Below are 19,384 nucleotides of genomic sequence, written 5' to 3' on the forward strand. Positions count from 1 at the left end.
GCGGTTGCTGTTCAACGATTTGGTAACATCAGCACGCGAGATGCTTCGGCTGCGCCTCTGCATGACGGTCTTTTGTACTCTAGAAAGACCCTTCTACTTCGCTACATCCTGATACCGGAACTCGCGCTTCACGCCCTCGAAGGGCTTGCCGCCCAGCTCGGCGTAGGGGTAGATGAAGTAGTTGAGCGGCTGGCTTTGCTGGCGGGGCGTGAGGGCCAGGTCGCGGCCGCGGCTGAACTCCACGCGGTTTTCGTCGTGGGCGCCGAAGAAGTAGGCGCGGCGGCTGGGGTCTTTGGCGGCTTCGGACGCATCGACGGGCACCCAGCCGGTCTGGGCGGTGTAGAACTCGGCCCAGCAGTGGTAGCCCTTGATTTCGCCGGTGCCCCGCTCGGCGGGCAGCGGAAACCCGATGCTGAAGCGCGCCGGAATGCCTACGGCCCGGCAGTAGCCGATGAACACGGCGTGGAAGTCGGTGCAGTTGCCGCGGCGGGCGTCGCAGGCGTAGTAGATGTCGCCGCGGCCCCAGCCCTGCCCGGACTTGTCGTAGGTGACGGTGCTGACCACGTGCTCGTAGATGGCGCGGGCTTTTTCGAGGTCGGTTTTGGCGCCGGCTTTGGCCACCACTTCCAGGGCCCAGAACTTGATTTTGTCGTCGAGGGGCACGAGGCGGTCGGGCTGCAGCCAGCGGGCCATGTTGGGGTCGGCGGCATCGGCGGCGCGTAGTTTCTTGGGCGCGGCGCTGGCCAGGTAGGGGTTCTGGTGCTCGCGCCGGGTGGCTTCGAAGCGCATGGCCACCGTGAGGCCGGCGGCCTGGGCGGCGGGCACTTTCAGGTGCAGCATGGTATTGCCGAACGGCGCCTTGGTGAGCGTGTAGGGCGCAGTGGTGCTGATTTTCAGGTTGCGCAGCTCCTGCGAGGCGTCGGGGTGGGGCACGGGCAGCCACAGCTCCAGCGAGTCGGCGGTGGCGGGCAGGGCGGGCACGGTGGCCGTGTACTCGAAGGTGAAGGTGCGGGTGCGGGGCGCCGATGTGGGGCCGGCCGCCAGCAAAGCGACGCCAGCGGGCAGCAGGCAGCGGAGGAAAACAGAGCGCATAACGAACAGAAAAACAGCAGCAACGGCCGCCGGGATAGTGCTAACACAAAGGTAAACCATTCCGTTTCGGCAGCCGGCGCCTTGACGAGCTGCTACATGGGTACGGCAAACAAAACCGCCGGCCCTTTTGCAAGAACCGGCGGCTGTTAGCTGCAACAGCAACCCGCGCTACTGCACGATACGGCTACGCACGAGCGTCCAGGTGCTGACGTCGTAGCCCAGCCAGCGACGGTGGCGCACGATGCCCACGTTTGGGGCCCAGTAGTAGTGGCTTTTCCAGCCGTATTCCGAGGCGTCCTGGGCCACGCGCACCTCCACCACGTCGCGGTAGGTGGCGCTGCCCACCGGGTAGGGGCCGGGGTGCAGGAGTGGCGTCATCACGGACAGCGTGCTGGGGTTTAGGGGGCGCGTCCAATCCAGGCGGTAGGGAAACACGTCTGTGTCGCCTTCATCGGCCGTGCTGTTGGGCAGGGAGAGCCCGCGTCTGATGGTCCAGCAAGGAAAATTGTCTGTTAAGTTGCCGTCGTCACGATTTGGAAGACCACAATTTCTATCAACTGTGGTTACTCTATCTGGGCCACCTCGGTTGGACCGAGTACGCATAGTGAATGCTTCGAACTTAAACACTAACCTCTCCTGGTCACTAATTCTAATGACAGAATCCCGCATTGACACGACCCAGATACTATCAAGCTGACGCGACGCGGAATCCTGATAAATCCAGTAAGTGCCGGCAGAAAAGCGGGTATATGCCTTCAACTCGGCGGGTAAGGGCACTGCTTTCGGCTCAGGACGGGGCTTGGAACAACTGGTAACCAGTGGCTGCCATCAGGCAAGCCCCCCATAAGAGGCAGATGTAACGTTTCATTGAACAGATAATCGAAGAGTGTGACGAGCGTCGAGAGTGTGTGCGTCTACCACATAAGGGCCGGCGGGCAAGCCGTGTAGCGGAATCACAGAATCAGACATAGAATAGGCAAGCATAAACCTGCGGGAAGATAGTGGGAAAGGCTGAAGGCACTACAACGCCTGGCCGGAGCCGTTCTTCGGGGTACCGGGCGTGCCGCCAAACCTTCTTACCTTCACCTCCCCATACTTCCCACCCACCCAACGTCCGTTTCGCCATGGCTTACTACCACCGCCTCGGCCAGATTCCGCGCAAGCGCCACACCCAGTTCCGCCAGCCCGACGGCACGCTCTACGCCGAGCAGCTGGTGGGCACGCTGGGCTTCCACGGCGTTTCGTCGCTGCTCTACCACCAGCATCCGCCCACCGAAATCCAGAAGGTAGGCACGCCCGAGCCCTACAGCCCCAAGCTGCTGAAAGACCGGCCGCTGGAGCCCAGCCACCTGCGCACCCTCGGCCAGGTGAGCACCGGCGGCGACTACCTGCAGGCCCGCCAGACCCTGCTCGGCAACGCCGATGTGACCATGAGCATCTGCAACCCCACCGAAAAGCGGATGCAGTACTACTACAAAAACGCGCTGGCCGACGAGGTGATTTTCGTGCACGAAGGCCGCGGCGAGCTGTGGAGCCAGATGGGCAAGGTGGCCTTCGAGCCCGGCGACTACCTCGTTATTCCGCGCACCATCATCCACCAGCTGCACTTCGAGGACGGGCCGGTGCGTCTGCTCATCATCGAGTCGTTCAGCCCCGTGGAAACGTGCCGCCGCTACCGCAACCACTTCGGGCAGCTGCTGGAACACTCGCCCTACTGCGAGCGGGATATCCGGCCGCCGAGTGAGCTGATTGAGGGCGACGTGCAGGAGTCGGGCGAGTACCTGGTCAAGATTAAGAAGGAAGGCCAGCTGCACCACCTCACCTACGGCCACTCGCCGTTCGACGTGGTGGGCTGGGACGGCTACTTCTACCCCTACGCCACCAGCATCCACGATTTCGAGCCGATTACGGGCCGCCTGCACCAGCCGCCGCCGGTGCACCAGCATTTCGAGGCTAACAACTTCGTCATATGCTCCTTTGTGCCGCGGCTGTTTGACTACCACCCGCTGAGCATTCCGGCGCCCTACAACCACTCCAACGTCGATTCCGACGAGGTGCTGTACTACGTGGCCGGCAACTTCATGTCGCGCAAGGGCGTGGACCTGGCCTCGTTTACGTGGCACCCCAGCGGCATTCCGCACGGGCCGCACCCCGGCACCGTGGAAGCCAGCCTCGGCAAAAAGGAAACCCACGAGCTGGCCGTAATGGTGGACACCTTCCGCCCGCTCTACCTCACCGAGGCCGCCCTGCCCTACGTAGACCCGCGCTACCCCATGAGCTGGCAGCCCGGCTTCGTGCCCGACCCGCCCAAAGCGGCCGACATGATGGACTAAGCACGGATTCTGGCGGATTAGACGAATTTAGCTTCGCTGTCCTTCGGTTCACGGATTTTGTGAATTGGGCGGTGTAGCATAGGCTTTAGCCTGTGCCGTGTGTCAGATGGGCTGGCAGATTATGGCAAAGGCTGCCACGAAACGGCCAACGGTGCGGCGGAGCCTATGCCACACCACCCAGTCGCCACCGGCCTGTGCTACACCGGGCCGTCCACAAAATCCGGACAATCCGCTAAAACCGGCCCCAATCCGCTAACCGCGGTAAAATTCAACGACCATGAAGAAAATCCTGTTGCTGCTGCCGCTGGCGGCGCTGCTGCTCACGCTGGGCTGCAAGAAGATTCTGGATTTGCTGGAGTTCACGGTGGAAGACTCCCAGACCATCACGGTGCCCGCCACGGTGCCGCTGGGGCAGTTCTTCCCCTTGTCGCCGGTGGCCGTCAGCTCTACCAGCCGGGCCACCTACGCCAACAACAACACCTCCGCCGACTACGTGCAGGACGTGACCCTCGAGCGGCTGGCCCTCACCATCACCAGCCCCACCGGCCAGAATTTCGATTTCCTGCGCCGCATAGAAGTCTACATCAGCACCAGCGCCAACAGCTCCGACCAGGTGCTGCTGGCCTCGCTCAACCCCGTGCCCACCGGCGCCACCAGCATCGAGCTGACGCCCGCCAACCAGAAGCTGGACGTGTTCCTGCGCGGCGACTCCTACATGCTCACCACCAAGGTGGACGTGGTGAAGCCGCTGGGCCAGAACGTAACCCTGCGCGCCGACTCCCGCTTCAAGGTGAAAGCCCGCAAGCCGTAAGCCGCAAGCCGTAAGCCGTAAGGGGCAGGCATTCCGTGCTATGACGCGGAAGCCTGCCCCTTACGGCTTACTGGCTTGCAGCTCCAAAAGCTACCGGTTGCGGCCGTACTGCTCGTGGCTGCTCACCCAGTCGGAGCTGCTGATGGCGGAGCCCAGGCTCAGCTCGCCGGCCAGCACCACGCCGGCCACTATTTCGGCGAACTTATTCACCGTGCCGCGGCCCACGCAGTTCAGCATGCGCAGGCACTCGTTTTGGGTGGCCAGGCCGGTGCCGCCGCCGTGCGTAGCCACAATCAGGCTTGGGATGGTGATGCTGATGTACAGGTCGCCTTCGGGCGTAACCTCAGAATAGAGCACGCCGGCTGAGGATTCTGATACGTTGGCCACGTCCTGTCCGGTGGCGATGAACAGGGCCGTGATGCCGTTGGCCGAGTGCGCGCCGTTGTTGTTGGCGCCGGAGATGAAGGCGCCCACGTTGCTGACCTGCCCGTGGTAGGCCAGCTGCTCGGGCGTCACGCGCATACGCTGCTGCAGCACGTCGCGCTTGATAACGGCCTCGGCCACCACGCGCTTGCCGCGGGTGCGCATCACGTTAATTTGGCTGGCTTTTTTGTCGGTGGCGAAGTTGGATTCGAGGTAGAAGTGGCGGATGGGCGCGCCTTTGTAATGCTCCAGAATCCAGGAGCAGGCCGCGAAGGTGGCGCGGCCCACCATGTTCTGGCCGGCCGCGTCGCCGGTGCTGTAGTTGAAGCGCAGGAAGGCGAACTTGTTGCTCAGGTAGGTGTCGATGTACTGCAGCCTGGCCACGCGGGAGGTGCTTTCCGCTTCGGGCCGAATCAGGTCGATGTTGTCTTCCACCCACTTGCCAAAGTCGCGGGCGCCGCGGGCATCGTCGAACACGAACACCGGGGCCCGCTGCATGGCGTCGCCGATGACGGTGCACTTCACGCCGCCGCACAGGTTCAGAAGCTGAATGCCGCGGTTGTAGCTGGCCACCAAGGTACCTTCAGTGGTGGCCATCGGAATCAGAAACTCGCCGTCGGCGTGCTCGCCATTCACGCGCAGCGGGCCGGCCAGCCCCACCGGAATCTGGGCCACGCCCGTGAAATGCTCGCAGTTGCCCTGCAGGTCGTGGGCATCGAAGGAGTAGTGCTTGAGATGCTGGAACTGCTGCCCCGAAAACTCCTCGGCAAACTGCTGACGGGCCCGGATGGCGTCGTCGGAGTAGTCGTCCTGGTCGGAGCGCGGGATGCGGGTACGCTTGTCGGGCTGGGCGGCAATGGCGTCTTCCACCTCCACGTTCAGGTCGCCGAAGGGGTCGGCGGCAAACTGCACCTGCACCGTATGCAGGCCTTCCTTGAGGTGTTCGGTGGCCAGGTGAAAGGTAGCAGCCTGGCCTACGGGCAGCGTGTAGCCGGCGCTGTCGGCGTTGAAGATGGTGGCGGGCCGCACGTCGCCCTCGCCCAAATCCAGCGCAATCTGCTCCACGCCAATCTTCACGCCATCCAGCTGCACATAGTCGATGCGGGTGATGCGCACCGTATCGAGGCGGTTCTTGATGCTGAAGGCCACACCTTCGGGCGTGTTGTGCAGGCTGCCGCGGGTGTAAAGCAGCTTGAGAAGCATAGGGCTGGGCGTGAAGACCATAGGGCGGGCGCGGTTGGAGTGAGGAATCGGGTCGGGGAAAATAGGAAGGTTTTTGGTAGAAGAAGAACGGCCGGTCTACTTTATAGAAAAGGGTACACGCAGAGAATACGAGGCATCCCTTGGGGTTCCATTATAAGTTGCTGGCTTAAAACGCCCATCGAGCAAGCCAACGACCCGGAGCACTTCTTCGTCCCAGGCAGGGTGTAAGCTGTGGTAGACAGTTGCCTGGCTTATATGCCCACTGGCAGTGATGAGAAAGTTTACGCCCGTCCAGCCTTCTACGTTCAGGCGAAGAAACAGCGGTGGAAAGTGTAGCTGTTGCTGCACAAAGCGCGTCAGGGCTTGCGTCCCGCCCGGAAACTCCGGCAAGGTGGTCGTCATTTGAAAGCACTGGTTTGCCGCGCGGGCCGTAAACTGTTCGGGTGGCCGGCTGCGTGTCAGTCCTGTGGTATCAATATCCGTGTAGGGCGTTATTTGGGCGGTGGCGGCGTGGTGCTGGAGAAGCAGAGCCAGTGGCAGAAGTAGCAGGAGTTTCATGACTGGCTATTTGATACGAAAGGTAACCGGGACGGTATAATACACTTCCACCGCGCGGCCATCCTGGGTGCCGGCCGTAAACCGTCCATTCAGCAGCCGGGCTACGCGCAACGCTTCGGCATCAAATAGTGGGTGAAGGCCCTTCAGCACCTTGAACTCCCGCAAGCGCCCTTCTTTGCCGACGATAAAGTTTACAAACACGCGTCCCTCGACACAAATCCGTCCGCTGTTTTCGGGCCAGCGCAGGTTTCTGCCCAAAAACGCCATCATGGCCTCGTGCCCACCCACAAAAGCCGGCATCTGCCTGACGTAGTTGTAGATGATGGGCGTGGTTCGGCTTGTGGTGTCTTTCAGACAATACACCTGCTGCCCATGGTCACTTACCACGGTGACTGTAGACAGGTTTGGGTTTTCGATATGCGGCTTGCCGGGTAACGGTTTTTTTTGGGCCTGCTTTTGTCGGGGCTGAGCAGCGGCCGGCGTATTTGCCTGCTTCACCTGTGCCCACGCCTCGCCACTCAGCAGGCACAGCAGCGTCAGGAGTAGGAGCAGTTTCATGGCTATTTCCGGCTGAAGTGGATGGGTGCCGTCAGCTTCACGGCAATGGGCCGGCCCTGCGCATCCAGGGCCGGCCTGAACGCTCCCAGCCGCCGCACGGCCTGTACGGCGGCCGAATCGGCATCGGGCCGGAAGGACTGCGCCACCACGGCATTGCGCACCTGCCCTTGCTCGCTGACGGTGAATTGCACGAATACCCGGCCACCCTGCTGCAGTTGCTGCGGGAAGCGCACGTTCTGGCCGATTGCCCGCAGCATCCCCTCAAATCCCCCGTCGAGATATTCCGGATACCTGCACGCAAAGCAGTGCCACAGCGGGTCGTCCGGCGGGCCGAACGGGCGGAGGCTTTGCGCCTGCGTGCGCGAAGCCAGAAGCGCCGACAGCAGCAGAAGTAGCAGCAGTTTCATGGCTACTTCCGGCTGAAGGTGATGGGCAGCGTGTAGCTCACTTCTATCGGGCGCTGCCGGGACGGCTGTATCCAGCGGGGCATTTGACGCACCACCCGCAATGCTTCGGCGTCCAAAGCGGGCTCGATACCTTTCTGCACTTTGGCCTGCGTGATGTGCCCTGTTTTCGTGATGGTGAAATTGACGAACATTCTGCCTTCTGCTTTCGCGGAAGCAGGGTAGCGCAGGGTTTTTTTCATGTAAGCCATCAGAGAATCCTGTCCGCCTGGGAAAACCGGCATGGGTTCGGTTGTTATGAATCCAGTCATAGGATACTCCCGCGTCCGAGAGATTGATACAGGCTCTAACCCTAATGCTTCTGCTGTAGCATCGGCAATGGACTGAAACTCTGTTGTAGGAGGTTTTGCACGAGTAAGAAATTGGCCTATAGCCTGCTGGCTCGTCAAACCTAAGCCACACACCAGCACCAGCGCCACCAGAAACCGCCGCAGCCTGGGGCGCAAGCGGGGTGGCGGGGCCAGCTGCTCTGCCCGGAACCGGCCGCACAGGCGGCCGTCGGGGGAGGCGGCGCGGGCGGCTTCGAGGTCGGCTTGAGTTTTGTCGGTGAAGTCGAATACCGTGCGCTGGCAGCTGGCGCAGTGGCGGCCCTGAGCGGTGGGCGTCATCTGCTGCCAGTTTTCGGAGCAGGGCTGCAGGTGCACATTGAGGATGGGCAGCGGTAGCATAGGCAGGAGGGAATAGATAGCTCCTGAAAAATACGCTTTCCGCGCCGCATTATTGCGGGCGCCGGTCCGGCGGCTTTTTTCAGCCGCCGGACTGGCGCCGGCATACCGAGCAGCGGCGCTTACTTGTCGTCCCAGAACTCCCGGCCGCGGCTGTCGAGGTAGCCGGGCTGGCCAGTGGCGGTGGTTACGCGGGCCACGTCCTGCGCGAAGGGCGCGGCGGTGGCGTATTTGATGGGCGTCAGGAGCTTGCCGTCGGGGCCGAGGTAGCCGAAGCGGCCGGCCTGCTCCACCACCGGCAGCACGAAGCCGTTGGCCGCCGTGGCCCGGATGGCGTCATACTCCAGCGGTAGCGTGAGGCGGCCTTTGGCGTTGAGCACGCCCCATTTGGCGCCTTGGCGTACCAGCAGCAGCCCGTCGTGGTGCAGGTCCCGGATTTCGTCGTACTCGGGCGGCACCACGGTGCTGGAGCCGCTCGTGAAGCGGAAGCCCACCTTGCCCTGGCGGCGCACCAGGTCGCCCTGCTCCAGGTAGTCGGTTTCGGGGGTCGGGGGCGGCGGGCCCGGTCAGGCGCTGGCCGTCGGGGCCGATGGCGAAGGTGTCGGCGGCCAGCACCACGGTGGCGCGGCCGTCGGGCCCGAAGGTGCCGGCGGCGGCGTACTGCACCGGCGTCACGGGGTTGCCGCTGCCATCAATATAGCCGTAGAGCGCGCCCCGGCGCACCCAGGCCACTTCGTTCACCATGGGGCCGGCGTCGTCGTAGAGGGCGGGCAGCACCAGGCGGCGCGAGAGGTCGGCGTAGCCGAAGCGGCTGCCTTGCCGAAACGGTACCAGCCTGGGCGGCGGCAATGTCTGGGCGGCGGCTTCGGCTGTCAGCAGCAGTCCCACCACCGCCCACAGCGGCCGGCGCAACGAAAACGGGAGTAACTGATAGCCAGGCATACCGGCGAAGGTACGAGGGGCGCCGAAAACCTGCGCGCGCCCCGGCGGTTGCTATTCACTTGTTCTTCACGCCGCCCGGCGCAGATTAGCGGCTACTCAGGTGGTCGTTTTTCCTTGCGTATCAGAGGTGCGCCATCTTCCCCTCGTATCTTTGCCCCCGCAGGCCCGCTTTCAGGCGGCCTGGGTTCTTATGACGTCCTTGAAATCTTATCCGCGGTTTACTTTAGGGGCCACGCTCACGGCTGAGCAGCAAGCCTTTTTCCGACAGCACGGCTTCCTTCATTTTCGTGCCTTTGCCAGCCCCGAGCAGGTGCAGGAATTGCTGCGCGCCACCGAGGCGGTGCAGCAGCAGTGGCTGGCCGAAGGGGTGCAGAAGGTAAACGGCGTGCCCATCAAATACGGCAAAGACGTGGATGGCGCGCCCATTGTGCAGCGCTTCGCTTTTGCCTCGCACTACAGCCCCGTGCTGGCCGACTTTCTGGAGGATGCCCGGTTCCGGGCCCTGTTTCCACTGCTGGAAGCGCCCGGCGGCCGCGTCGGCATCAACGAGAAGGACGGTCTCGTCATCAACCACTACGTGAACGTGCCGGGCTCGGAGTTCTCGCAGATGGGCTGGCACACCGACTCGTTGCGCGACGTATTCTACGGCAAGCGCATCGGCCCCATGCTCAACGTAGGCTTCCACCTCGACGGCACCCCTGCCACCAACGGCGGCCTGCGCCTGATTCCGGGCACCCACCAGCAGCCGCTGCGCGAAATGCTGTTCCGCAAAAAATACTACAAAGACGTGGGCCCCGACCCGCACGAAATAGCTGTGGAAACCGAGCCCGGCGACCTGACCGTGCACGACGGCCGCATGTGGCACCGCGTGGCGCAGTCGCCGCTGGTAGGGGAGGTGTCGCGCCGCCGCGTGATGTACGTGCCCATCGTGGCCGGCAAGTACCAGCCCAAGCACGAAAACAGCCCCACGCCGTTCTACCTGCGTTTTCTGCACTTGGTGAAGTAGAGTCGGATTGCTGAAAGTGGTCCTACGAATTCCGCGCAGCGGTTCGTAAGACCACTACCCTCCCGCACGTCACCGCTCAGACGAGCTGCCGCCCAGCGGTTCATAAGATCCTTACCATCTTAGTGGTCCTACGAACCGCTGCGCGGAATTCGTAGGACCACTTCCATTCCACTACCATATGCCTACTGCTCTCATTACCGGCGCCTCCCGCGGCATCGGCCGCGCTTTTGCCGCCGAGCTGGCCCGCCGCGGCTACAACCTGTTGCTGGTGGCCCGCTCCTCGGCGCAGCTGGAAGAAGTGGCCGCCGAGCTGCGGCAGCAGTTCAAGGTGCAGGCCGCCGTGCTAACCCAGGACCTGGCCGCGCCGCACGCCGTGGAAACTGTGGCAGCGTGGGCCGGCAGCCAGACGCAGGAGCTGGCCGTGCTGGTCAACAATGCCGGCTACGGATTGTGGGGGCGCTTTGAGGACCTGGCCCTGGAAGAGCAGCAGAATATGCTGCAGCTGAACATGCACGTGCCGGTGGCCCTCACGCACCGCCTGCTGCCGGCGCTGCGCCGGCAGCCCCGGGCCTATATCCTGAACGTAGCCAGCACCGCCGCCTACCAGGCCGTGCCTACGCTCACGCTCTACGCGGCCAGCAAGGCGTTTCTGCTGAGCTTCTCCCGCGGCCTGCGCTACGAGCTGCGCGAAACCGGCGTGTCGGTCACCTGCCTGAGCCCCGGCGCCACCACCACCGACTTCGCCGACCGCGCCGGCATGAGCGCCGGCCTGCAGGAAACCGCCAACAAGGTATCCATGACGCCCGCGCAGGTGGCCCAGGCTGGCATCGAGGCCATGCTCTCCGGCGAGGCCGAGCTGATTCCGGGCGCGCTGAACAAGATTTCCTCGAAGCTCACTGGCTTGGTGCCCAAGTCGCTGACCGAGAAGATTGCGGCCGGCATCTACGAAAAGCACCTGAAGTAAGACACCTTACCCCAACCCCTCTCCAAAATAGAGCGGCTCCAGCTCTAAGGCCAGCTTGCTAACCCCAGGTTTTGGAGCAACTGCGTAGCCCCGGAGGGGCGGCATATTGGTAGCATCATGGTCAATAAATAGAACAAAGCCCCAGCGGGGCGACACCTGAACCAGGCGGGCAAGGTGTCGCCCCGCTGGGGCTTACGGCATTTTTTCGGCGATACTTCTACCCACATACTGCCCCTCCGGGGCTATGCAGCTGCTCCGCAACCTAGGTTTGCCAGACGGGCTTTGTTTTCAGAACTGATTTCCCTTTCTGTTTGATAGAGAGTCGGAGGGCGCGGAACCGGCACAGGCTGAAGCCTATGCTACAATCCGCCCAGCCACCCGGTAGCAGCCCCAGGCAAACAGCGGCGCGGCCAGCACGTCGTAGGTGTAGTGCGCGTGCTGCACCAGCACCAGCGCCCCTACCACGGCCGCCGCCGCCAGCAACACAGTGCGCAGCCGGCCCCGGCCCACGGCCAGCGCCAGCAGCACTACGGTGGCGGTGTGGCCCGAGAAAAACAGGTCTTTGGTGATGGGCGCCGGCGCGGCGTATACCAGCTGGTCCACGAGCGGGTCCTGGAGCAGCACTAGGCTCACGGGTGGCTCCAGCGGCAGCAGCCACAGCAGCAGGCAGCGGCACACATGAAGCAGCAGATACGCCCACAGCGCCCGTAGCAGCAGACGGGGCCGCGGCAGCAGCACCCACAAGCCCGTCACCACGCTCAGGTAGATTGTCCCGAACACCAGTCCCGACACGTCGTGGGCGGGCAGGGCGGCCAGCAGCGGGTCGGGCAGCACCACGCCGGGGCGGGCCTGGATGTAGGCGAAGAAGCGCGGCAACGCGGCCAGCAGTGCCAGCAGCAGCGCCAGTACCAGCAGCAGCCGCGCCCGGAAGCCCGGCGTGCGCCAGGCAGCGGGCCAGCGTAGAGGGAGGGAGGCAGCAGCAGAATCGGCGGTAGGAGCAGGCATGCGGCAAAAGTACAGCCTCGCCGGCGTGCACTGCCAAGCCTGCTGTACGCTCGGGAGTTTATTGGGGCAGGTACGCCCACAAACCAAGCGCTATGCCGGGGCACTCCGGCGCGCGTGTTGTACCTTTTGCGGCCCATTTCAGCCTGTAGCTTATGAATCGCCTGCTTTCCGTACTTGCCCTCACGCTGCCCCTGGCCGCGTCGGCCCAAACCACCGCCCTCGATGCCCGCATTGCCAAGCTGGCTGCCCAGCAGGAAAAGCAGGTGATTGCCTGGCGCCGCGACCTGCACGAACACCCCGAGCTGGGCAACCAGGAAACCCGCACGGCCGGTATCATTGCGGCGGAGCTGAAGCGGCTAGGCCTGGAAGTGCAGACCGGCGTGGCGCGCACCGGCGTGGTGGGCATCCTGCGCGGCGGCAAGCCCGGCCCCGTAGTGGCTTTGCGCGCTGACATGGACGGCCTGCCCGTAACGGAAAGCCCCACGCTGCCCTTCGCCTCCAAGGCCCGCACCCAGTACAACGGCCAGGAAGTGGGCGTGATGCACGCCTGCGGCCACGACACCCACGTGGCCATGCTGCTGGGCGCCGCCAACGTGCTCAGTGAGATGAAAAAAGACCTCAGCGGCACCGTGAAGTTCATCTTTCAGCCCGCCGAGGAAGGCTCCCTGCCCGGCGTGACCGGCGGCGCCAAGCTGATGGTGCAGGAAGGCGTGCTCGACAACCCCAAAGTCGACGCCATCTTCGGCGTGCACATCAACGCCCAGACCGAGGTAGGCACCCTCAAATACCGCCCCGAGGGTACTATGGCCTCGTCCGACGTGTTTACCATCAAGGTGAAGGGAAAGTCGGCGCACGGCGCGTACCCGTGGCTGGCCGTGGACCCGGTGGTGACGGCGGCGCAGATTGTGGTGGGTTTGCAGACCATCATCAGCCGCCAGACTGAGCTGACGCAGGACGCGGCCGTGCTGACCGTGGGCATGGTGCACGGCGGGGTGCGCAACAACATCATCCCGGAGCAGGTAGAGCTGACCGGCACCATCCGCACCCTCAACAAGGAAATGCAGCAGCAAATCTGGGCCGCTGTGCGCCGTACGGCCACCAACATTGCCGAAAGCGCCGGCGCCACCGCCGAGGTCGACATCGTGAACTACGCGCCCGTGACCTTCAACGAAGTGCGCCTCACCGAGCAGATGCTGCCCACCCTGCGCCGCGTGGCCGGCCCCGAGCACGTGGTGCTGCAGAAGGCCGTCACCGGCGCCGAGGACTTCGCCTACTATCAAGAGAAAGTGCCCGGCTTCTTCCTGTTTGTGGGCGGCATGCCCAAAGGCAAGGACGCCGCTACCACCGCTCCGCACCACACGCCCGGCTTTTTCATCGACGAAAGCGGCCTCACCCTCGGCGTCCGCACCCTGGCCGCCCTCGCCGCCGACTATCTGGCCATGAAAAAGTGAGTCGTGAATCGTGATGAGGTGATGAGGTGAATTGTGACAAGTGACAGGCAACAGGTGAAAAAGAACGTCATGCAGAGCGAAGCGAAGCATCTCGCGTGCTGACGCCTGCGTCACGTTGCCCCATCGACGCCTCCACGCAGAAGCTCTTCCTTGCCAACTTCTCCCTGTCACCTGTCACCTGTCACGATTCACCCCATCACCTCATCACCTCATCACGATTCACCCCATCACCCCTCACAATGAACATCGCCCTCGTCACCTGCGAAACTCTGGCGCAATACGCGGCTCCCAACGTCGATGATGAAGACAACCTGCTCACGCGCCACCTGCGGGCGCAGGGCCACCATGTAGAGCCCCGCATCTGGAGCAACCCCGCCGTGGACTGGCTGAGCTACGACGCCGTGGTGCTCAAGTCGCCGTGGGACTACTTCGACCGGGTGCAGGAGTTCTACGCCTGGCTAAACCGGCTGGACGCGCTGGGCGTGCGCCTGCTCAACCCCGTGGCCACCGTGCGCTGGAACGCCGACAAGAAGTACCTGCTCGACATGCAGCAGGCCGGCGTGCGCATCGTGCCCACGCACTGGCTCACCACAGGCACCCCTTTCGACGCCGAAAGGGTGTTTGAAGCCCTCGGCACCGAGCGGCTGGTGGTGAAGCCGGCCGTGAGCGGCGGCGCCAAAAACACCTTCGACCTCACGCTGCCGGAAGCCCTGCGCCGCGCGTCGGAGCTCACCGAACTGCTGCGCCACGAGGACTTTCTGGCCCAGCCCTTCCAGCCCGAAATCCAAACCCAGGGCGAATGGTCGCTCATTTACCTGGGCGGCGAGTTCAGCCACTGCGTGCTGAAAACCCCCAAGGCCGGCGACTTCCGGGTGCAGCATTACCTCGGCGGCGGCATCGAGCCCCAGGAGGCGCCCGCCCACCTGCGCACCACCGCCGACCAGATCGTGCGCGACTTCGCCAAAAACTGCCTCTACGCCCGCGTAGACGGCGTAGATGCCAACGGCGAGCTGCTGCTCATGGAGCTGGAGCTTATCGAGCCCTTCCTCTACCTGGCCTCCGACGAGCACAGCCTCACCCGCTACAGCCAGGCCTTAGCACGGATGTCAGCGGATTAGCCGGATCAGTCGGATTTTGTAGTCGATTTCCTATTCGTTTCAAACAGAAAGGGCTTGCTGTGTGGCAAGCCCTTTCTGTTTGAAACGAATAGGAAATCAAGGCAGAACCAAGCAGAACAGAATCGTCCACAAAATCCGACCAATCCGGCTAATTCGCTAAAATCCGTGATTCAGAAACCGTTCACGCTGAAGCCGCCGTCCACGCTCAGGGTCTGGCCGGTGATGTAGCTGGCGGCGGGCAGACACAGAAACGCCACGGCGGCGGCCACCTCCTCGGGCTCGCCCACGCGGCGGGCCGGCGTGCGGCTCAGAACCTGCTCCAGGTACTCGGGGTTGCGCAGCACGGTTTCGGCCAGCGGCGTGCGGATGTACCACGGCGCCACCGTATTCACCCGGATGCCGGCCGGGGCCCACTCGGCGGCCAGGTTGCGGCCCAGCTGGTTCATGGCGGCCTTGGTCATGCCATAGATGGAGCCGGTGCGCACGTGCGTGAGCCCCGCCACCGACGACACATTCACGATGCTGGCGCCGCCAGCCGCCTGCAGCAGCGGATATGCGCCCTGGCACAGCCCAAACACCGACTCCATGTTGGTGGCCAGCAGGTGCTGGTACTCGGTGGGGCTGTACTCGATGGTGGGCTTGCGGATGTTGGTGCCCACGTTGTTCACCAGAATATGCAGAGCCGGGCCAAGCCGGCCCGCGGCCTCCAGCACCTGCTGCCGGCCGGCCGCGGTGCTTACGTCGGCGGCTATGGCGTAGGCGGCCAGATTCTGGGCGCGCCAGTCGGCCACCTGGGCTTCCAGGTCGGGTGCCTGGCGGGCCACCGCCAGCACGGTAGCGCCCAGGCCCAGCAGTTCGGCCGCCACGGCGGCACCAATGCCTTTGGAGGCGCCCGTGACGATGGCCAGCTGACCATCGAGGCGCCAGCGGGAAGAAGCAGAAGAGGAGAAGGAAACAGCCATGAGGGAAATAGCAGAAAACAGAGATGATACGCCTAAGCCTCTACGCAGCCCAGCCCAGCCAGGGACGCAGTTGGGTAGAGAAATTTTGGATTAAAACAAAATTAAGTTGACATAAATGAGTATATCGTCATTTATAAGGTTTTCAGATAAAAGGATGTTTAAAAAATAATTTGATAGAGTAAATACGGTTTAATTGAAAATAACGTAAGTTAGCAGACTGCCTGGCTGAAATAAGGCAATCTGCACTTCTCACTTCTCACAACCACTCCGTATGCTAAACAAATACTCTGCTGCCACCCTTCTGCTCTTGGGTGGCCTTACCACTTCGTCGTTGGCTCAGGATTATTCCCGGGTGAAGAGCAAGGAGCTTGATGAGAAGGGAATGCCGTCTTTGATTGAGCTCAATGTGCAAGGTGCCGCCTACCGGCTCAGCGACGCCAAGGCCGCGCTGCGCGAGCAGCTGCAGCTCGCGTCTACCGATCAGCTGGCCCTGCTGAAAACTGAAACCGACGAGCTGGGCTTCGTCCACGAGAAGTACCAGCAATTCTACAAAGGCATCAAAGTGGAGCACGGCACCTACTCGGTGCATGCCCGCCAGGGTCGTGTGGAAGTGCTCAACGGCCACTTCGAGAAAATCAGCGGCCTGAGCACCACCCCCACCCTGGACGCCGCCGCCGCGCTGTCGCGGGCGCTGGCCTTTGTGGGTGCCCGCACTTATATGTGGCAGGATGCTGCTGAGGAAGCCGGCCTGCGCCAGCAGGAAAACAACGCCGCTGCCACCTACGCCCCTCAGGGAGAGCTGGTGGTAGTGGAAAACCAGCGCAGCACCAGCCCGCAACAAGCTGGCAAGCCGGTGCTGGCCTGGAAGTTCAACGTGTACGCCAAGGCTCCGCTGAGCCGCGCCTTCATCTACGTCGACGCGCACACTGGCGAAGTCGTGCTCAAGGATGACATCATCAAGCACGCCGCCGCCACCGGCACGTTCGCCACCAAGTACAGCGGCACCAAAACCGCCACCACCGACAGCTTCAACGGCACTTTCCGCCTGCACGACGTAACGCGCGGCAACGGCATCCAGACCTACAACTGCAAGAAGGGCAGCAGCTATACGGCCGCCGTCGACTTCACCGACGCCGACAACAGCTGGACGGAGTACAACAACGCCAACTTCGACAACGCCGCCCTCGACGCGCACTACGGCGCCCAGAGCACCTACGACTACTTCAAGAACGTCCACAACCGCAACTCCTACAACAACGCCGGCGCCACCATCAGAAGCTACGTGCACTTCGACAACACGCCTGGCGACGGCGTGGGCTACGAAAACGCGTTCTGGGATGGCACGCGCATGACCTACGGCGACGGCGCCACCCGCTTCGACCCGCTGACTTCGCTCGACGTGGCAGCCCACGAAATCGGCCACGCTGTGTGCTCGTCGTCGGCAAACCTCACCTACTCCAACGAGTCAGGTGCCCTCAACGAAGGCTTCTCCGACATCTGGGGTGCCTGCGTGGAGTACTACAAAGACGCCAGCAAGCAAACCTGGCTGATCGGCGAAGACATCGATAAGGTGCGGCCGTCGCTGCGCTCGATGAGCAACCCTAACGCCGAAGGCCAGCCTGACACTTACAAAGGTACCAGCTGGTACACCGGCACCGGCGACAACGGCGGGGTGCACTACAACTCGGGCGTACTCAACCACTGGTTCTACCGGCTGGCCGTGGGCGGCAGCGGCACCAACGACATCGGCAACGTGTTCAGCGTAGCCGGCATCGGCATCGACAAGGCCGGCCGCATTGCCTACCGCACCGAAACCGTGTACCTCACGGCTTCGTCCAACTACGCGGCGGCCCGCACGGGCTCCATCCAGGCAGCCAAAGACCTGTATGGCGCCGGCTCGGCCGAAGAGCAGGCCGTGACCAACGCCTGGTTTGCCGTAGGGGTAGGCGCTGCCTACAGCGGTGGTACCACGCCTCCTCCCACCACGGTTACGTACTGCGCCAGCAAAGGCAACAACGTAGCCTATGAGTGGATTGATTACGTGAAGCTGGGCACCATCGCCCGTACTTCCAGCAAAGACGCCGGCTACTACAATGGCACGGCCACCAGCACGTCGCTGGCCGCTGGCTCGTCGCAGACCATCAGCTACTCGGCCGGCTTCACCTCGACGGCCTACACCGAGTACTGGAAGGTGTACATCGACTACAACCAGGACGGTGACTTCACCGACGCCGGCGAGCTGGTAGCCAGCCGCAGCAGCAACTCGGCCGCTACGCTCACCAGCACGTTCACGGTGCCAACCACGGCCCGCACCGGCGCCACCCGCCTGCGCGTAGTGATGAGCGACGCCTCGGCCACAACCAGCTGCAACAGCTACAGCTATGGCGAAACCGAAGATTACACGGTGAACATCACGGGCGGCGCGGCCGTTGCCGGCGTAACGGCTGGCGGCAGCATGGGCCTCACGCAGGGCACTCCGGCCCGCGGCCTGGAGCTGTACCCTAACCCGGCTTCCGACATGGTGCGCATCATCATGCCCGATAACGCCCCGCTGGTGTCCGTAATGCTGACCGACCTGCGCGGCGCCAAAGTAACCGGCGTGCAGGTAGCCGGCGACCAACTGAACGTATCGGCGCTGGCCAAGGGCATCTACACCCTTACCGCCACCGACGGCCAGAAAGTGTTCCACCAGCGCTTCATCAAGCAATAGATGACTCGCTCAGGCAGCAGGTATTGCTGACCGCGAATTGAAAAAGGCCCGTCTTACGACGGGCCTTTTTTTGTTGGTTCTGCACCAGCGCAGCGGAGCAAGGCACGCTCGTAGCAGGCGGCATCGAGCCAGGAGACTGGGGGTGGAAGATGCTTTACCGTCCCCAGGGGGCGTATTCCAGTTTGATTTCGGCCAGGCCGTAGCCGTCGTTGAGGCTGGAGCTGGAGCGGCCACTGACGGGGCTGATGTCGTCGAGCTGGTCGGTGGAGGTGAAGTAGTAGGAGGCTTCGGCAGTGGCGTTGAGCTGCGGCGTGAGCCGGAACACCACTCCAAACCCCACCGGCGCGACCAAGCCCAGGGCAGGGTAGTCGTTGCGCTCGGATTCGAGGTAGTTCGTGCGGTCGTCGGGGCGCAGCGTGCCGCGGTAGGCTTTGGGGCTGTAGAGCAGGAAGCCGGCGCCGGCTTTCACGTAGGGCTTGATCAGGGAAGCCGGACGCTTGGGCGTGGCAAACTGGCTTTCGTCGCGCAGCAACTCATAGCGCAGAAACGTGACGCCGCTCACGTTGCGGCCCCGGAAGGCCAGGCCGCGCTCCGGCAGTTGATCTTTGGCCCCAACCTGAAAGTACGTGGCCTCGCCGCCTATCACCAGCCGCGGGCGCAGCAGGTAGAGCACGCCCAGGCTGGCGCTGGGGCCCGGTAGATTATCGGAGAAGTTGCCGGCCAGGTCGCCGTTGTAGAATGCTGCGCCGCCGCCCACCGTAAAGCGCACCGGCCCCCGGTAGTAGGCCCGCGCCTGGCTGCTGTAGTAGCGTCGGCGACGCTCCGGCCCATCCTGCGCGGTGGCGGTGTGGGCCAGCAGCACGCTGGCCGTTAAGGAAGAAAGGAGCACAAGACGCTTCACGCAGTGGGGGTAATGAGGTGATGGGGTGATGAGGTGACACGTGACAGGTGACACGGGACACGTGACGGGGTAGAGGAGAGGCTTGCTGGCGCGGTTGGGGCAGCGGCAAGCCTACAACGCAAGCAAGTACGGCTTTGGTCTGAAAATAGGTTTCCGCGCGCGTTACTTTCCCGCCCAGCCGCGCATATCACCCCTTCACCAGTGACGTGTAACCCGTC

General features: G+C 63.2%; 18 protein-coding genes and 1 pseudogene. 7 read left to right on the plus strand and 12 right to left on the minus strand.

All coding sequences use genetic code 11. From position 1 onward, the window contains the following. Window positions 1-93: 93 nt before the first annotated feature. The gene (locus N008_RS09245; protein ID WP_044015486.1) at window positions 94-1,092 is read right to left on the minus strand and encodes a transglutaminase-like domain-containing protein; all 999 of its coding nucleotides are present in this window, start codon (window positions 1,090-1,092) and stop codon (window positions 94-96) included. Between the two features lie 168 nt (window positions 1,093-1,260). Next, on the minus strand, window positions 1,261-1,470 hold the full coding sequence (locus N008_RS09250) for a hypothetical protein (protein WP_156109155.1): 210 nt from the start codon (window positions 1,468-1,470) through the stop codon (window positions 1,261-1,263). A gap of 746 nt (window positions 1,471-2,216) precedes the next feature. On the opposite strand from N008_RS09250, the gene N008_RS09255 reads away from it, so the two are divergent. Beyond that, window positions 2,217-3,425, plus strand: coding sequence for a homogentisate 1,2-dioxygenase (locus N008_RS09255; RefSeq protein WP_044015489.1), 1,209 nt, complete (start codon window positions 2,217-2,219; stop codon window positions 3,423-3,425). Between the two features lie 277 nt (window positions 3,426-3,702). After that, on the plus strand, window positions 3,703-4,236 hold the full coding sequence (locus tag N008_RS09260; RefSeq protein ID WP_044015491.1) for a hypothetical protein: 534 nt from the start codon (window positions 3,703-3,705) through the stop codon (window positions 4,234-4,236). A gap of 90 nt (window positions 4,237-4,326) precedes the next feature. Here N008_RS09260 and N008_RS09265 read toward each other — a convergent pair whose 3' ends face one another. The 7 genes and pseudogenes from N008_RS09265 to N008_RS24265 all read right to left on the minus strand — a co-directional run. Continuing rightward, window positions 4,327-5,862 (minus strand): hydroxymethylglutaryl-CoA reductase, encoded by a 1,536-nt coding sequence (locus tag N008_RS09265; RefSeq protein ID WP_316963311.1) that lies wholly within the window; start codon window positions 5,860-5,862, stop codon window positions 4,327-4,329. A 96-nt stretch (window positions 5,863-5,958) separates the two neighbouring features. Further along, window positions 5,959-6,420: an energy transducer TonB gene (locus N008_RS09270; protein ID WP_044015494.1), complete on the minus strand. Its 462-nt coding sequence runs from the start codon at window positions 6,418-6,420 to the stop codon at window positions 5,959-5,961. 6 nt (window positions 6,421-6,426) lie between these two features. Continuing rightward, window positions 6,427-6,978, minus strand: a complete 552-nt coding sequence (locus tag N008_RS21525) for an energy transducer TonB (protein WP_052381368.1) — start codon at window positions 6,976-6,978, stop codon at window positions 6,427-6,429. 2 nt (window positions 6,979-6,980) lie between these two features. Next, complete coding sequence (locus N008_RS09280; RefSeq protein ID WP_044015496.1) at window positions 6,981-7,385, minus strand: energy transducer TonB; 405 nt, start codon at window positions 7,383-7,385, stop codon at window positions 6,981-6,983. 2 nt (window positions 7,386-7,387) lie between these two features. Beyond that, a complete protein-coding gene (locus tag N008_RS21530; protein WP_052381369.1) occupies window positions 7,388-8,110 on the minus strand; it encodes an energy transducer TonB in 723 nt (240 codons plus the stop codon). Between the two features lie 119 nt (window positions 8,111-8,229). Further along, window positions 8,230-8,619 (minus strand): WG repeat-containing protein, encoded by a 390-nt coding sequence (locus N008_RS23780; RefSeq protein ID WP_044015499.1) that lies wholly within the window; start codon window positions 8,617-8,619, stop codon window positions 8,230-8,232. A 115-nt stretch (window positions 8,620-8,734) separates the two neighbouring features. Beyond that, window positions 8,735-9,049 (minus strand): annotated as a pseudogene (locus tag N008_RS24265) (WG repeat-containing protein); the annotation flags it as partial. A 190-nt stretch (window positions 9,050-9,239) separates the two neighbouring features. On the opposite strand from N008_RS24265, the gene N008_RS09295 reads away from it, so the two are divergent. Then, window positions 9,240-10,055, plus strand: a complete 816-nt coding sequence (locus N008_RS09295) for a phytanoyl-CoA dioxygenase family protein (protein ID WP_044015501.1) — start codon at window positions 9,240-9,242, stop codon at window positions 10,053-10,055. A gap of 178 nt (window positions 10,056-10,233) precedes the next feature. Continuing rightward, on the plus strand, window positions 10,234-11,019 hold the full coding sequence (locus N008_RS09300; protein ID WP_044015503.1) for an SDR family NAD(P)-dependent oxidoreductase: 786 nt from the start codon (window positions 10,234-10,236) through the stop codon (window positions 11,017-11,019). Window positions 11,020-11,373: 354 nt separating this feature from the next. Here the strand turns inward: N008_RS09300 and N008_RS09305 are convergent, their stop codons facing one another. Further along, window positions 11,374-12,024 (minus strand): phosphatase PAP2-related protein, encoded by a 651-nt coding sequence (locus tag N008_RS09305; RefSeq protein WP_052381370.1) that lies wholly within the window; start codon window positions 12,022-12,024, stop codon window positions 11,374-11,376. 152 nt (window positions 12,025-12,176) lie between these two features. Here N008_RS09305 and N008_RS09310 point away from each other — a divergent pair, with 152 nt between their 5' ends. Further along, entirely contained in the window at window positions 12,177-13,475 is a 1,299-nt protein-coding gene (locus N008_RS09310) for an amidohydrolase (protein WP_044015506.1), read from the plus strand. 239 nt (window positions 13,476-13,714) lie between these two features. Beyond that, window positions 13,715-14,593, plus strand: a complete 879-nt coding sequence (locus N008_RS09315) for a RimK family alpha-L-glutamate ligase (protein ID WP_044015507.1) — start codon at window positions 13,715-13,717, stop codon at window positions 14,591-14,593. A gap of 170 nt (window positions 14,594-14,763) precedes the next feature. Here the strand turns inward: N008_RS09315 and N008_RS09320 are convergent, their stop codons facing one another. Next, window positions 14,764-15,555 (minus strand): SDR family oxidoreductase, encoded by a 792-nt coding sequence (locus N008_RS09320; RefSeq protein ID WP_044015509.1) that lies wholly within the window; start codon window positions 15,553-15,555, stop codon window positions 14,764-14,766. 271 nt (window positions 15,556-15,826) lie between these two features. Here N008_RS09320 and N008_RS09325 point away from each other — a divergent pair, with 271 nt between their 5' ends. Beyond that, window positions 15,827-18,265 (plus strand): M4 family metallopeptidase, encoded by a 2,439-nt coding sequence (locus N008_RS09325; protein WP_044015510.1) that lies wholly within the window; start codon window positions 15,827-15,829, stop codon window positions 18,263-18,265. 154 nt (window positions 18,266-18,419) lie between these two features. On the opposite strand, the gene N008_RS09330 is transcribed toward N008_RS09325, so the two are convergent. Continuing rightward, a complete protein-coding gene (locus N008_RS09330) occupies window positions 18,420-19,166 on the minus strand; it encodes a hypothetical protein (RefSeq protein WP_197062980.1) in 747 nt (248 codons plus the stop codon). Window positions 19,167-19,384: the final 218 nt, after the last annotated feature.

Origin of the sequence: Hymenobacter sp. APR13 (assembly GCF_000737515.1) — a bacterium.
Taxonomy (GTDB): domain Bacteria; phylum Bacteroidota; class Bacteroidia; order Cytophagales; family Hymenobacteraceae; genus Hymenobacter.

What these genes read in the sequence shown, in the direction of transcription:
- N008_RS09245 (WP_044015486.1), bottom strand. Translation starts at nt 1,092, where the DNA reads ATGCGCTCTGTTTTCCTCCGCTGCCTGCTGCCCGCTGGCGTCGCTTTG.
- N008_RS09250 (WP_156109155.1), bottom strand. Translation starts at nt 1,470, where the DNA reads ATGACGCCACTCCTGCACCCCGGCCCCTACCCGGTGGGCAGCGCCACC.
- N008_RS09255 (WP_044015489.1), top strand. Translation starts at nt 2,217, where the DNA reads ATGGCTTACTACCACCGCCTCGGCCAGATTCCGCGCAAGCGCCACACC.
- N008_RS09260 (WP_044015491.1), top strand. Translation starts at nt 3,703, where the DNA reads ATGAAGAAAATCCTGTTGCTGCTGCCGCTGGCGGCGCTGCTGCTCACG.
- N008_RS09265 (WP_316963311.1), bottom strand. Translation starts at nt 5,862, where the DNA reads ATGCTTCTCAAGCTGCTTTACACCCGCGGCAGCCTGCACAACACGCCC.
- N008_RS09270 (WP_044015494.1), bottom strand. Translation starts at nt 6,420, where the DNA reads ATGAAACTCCTGCTACTTCTGCCACTGGCTCTGCTTCTCCAGCACCAC.
- N008_RS21525 (WP_052381368.1), bottom strand. Translation starts at nt 6,978, where the DNA reads ATGAAACTGCTCCTACTCCTGACGCTGCTGTGCCTGCTGAGTGGCGAG.
- N008_RS09280 (WP_044015496.1), bottom strand. Translation starts at nt 7,385, where the DNA reads ATGAAACTGCTGCTACTTCTGCTGCTGTCGGCGCTTCTGGCTTCGCGC.
- N008_RS21530 (WP_052381369.1), bottom strand. Translation starts at nt 8,110, where the DNA reads ATGCTACCGCTGCCCATCCTCAATGTGCACCTGCAGCCCTGCTCCGAA.
- N008_RS09295 (WP_044015501.1), top strand. Translation starts at nt 9,240, where the DNA reads ATGACGTCCTTGAAATCTTATCCGCGGTTTACTTTAGGGGCCACGCTC.
- N008_RS09300 (WP_044015503.1), top strand. Translation starts at nt 10,234, where the DNA reads ATGCCTACTGCTCTCATTACCGGCGCCTCCCGCGGCATCGGCCGCGCT.
- N008_RS09305 (WP_052381370.1), bottom strand. Translation starts at nt 12,024, where the DNA reads ATGCCTGCTCCTACCGCCGATTCTGCTGCTGCCTCCCTCCCTCTACGC.
- N008_RS09310 (WP_044015506.1), top strand. Translation starts at nt 12,177, where the DNA reads ATGAATCGCCTGCTTTCCGTACTTGCCCTCACGCTGCCCCTGGCCGCG.
- N008_RS09315 (WP_044015507.1), top strand. Translation starts at nt 13,715, where the DNA reads ATGAACATCGCCCTCGTCACCTGCGAAACTCTGGCGCAATACGCGGCT.
- N008_RS09320 (WP_044015509.1), bottom strand. Translation starts at nt 15,555, where the DNA reads ATGGCTGTTTCCTTCTCCTCTTCTGCTTCTTCCCGCTGGCGCCTCGAT.
- N008_RS09325 (WP_044015510.1), top strand. Translation starts at nt 15,827, where the DNA reads ATGCTAAACAAATACTCTGCTGCCACCCTTCTGCTCTTGGGTGGCCTT.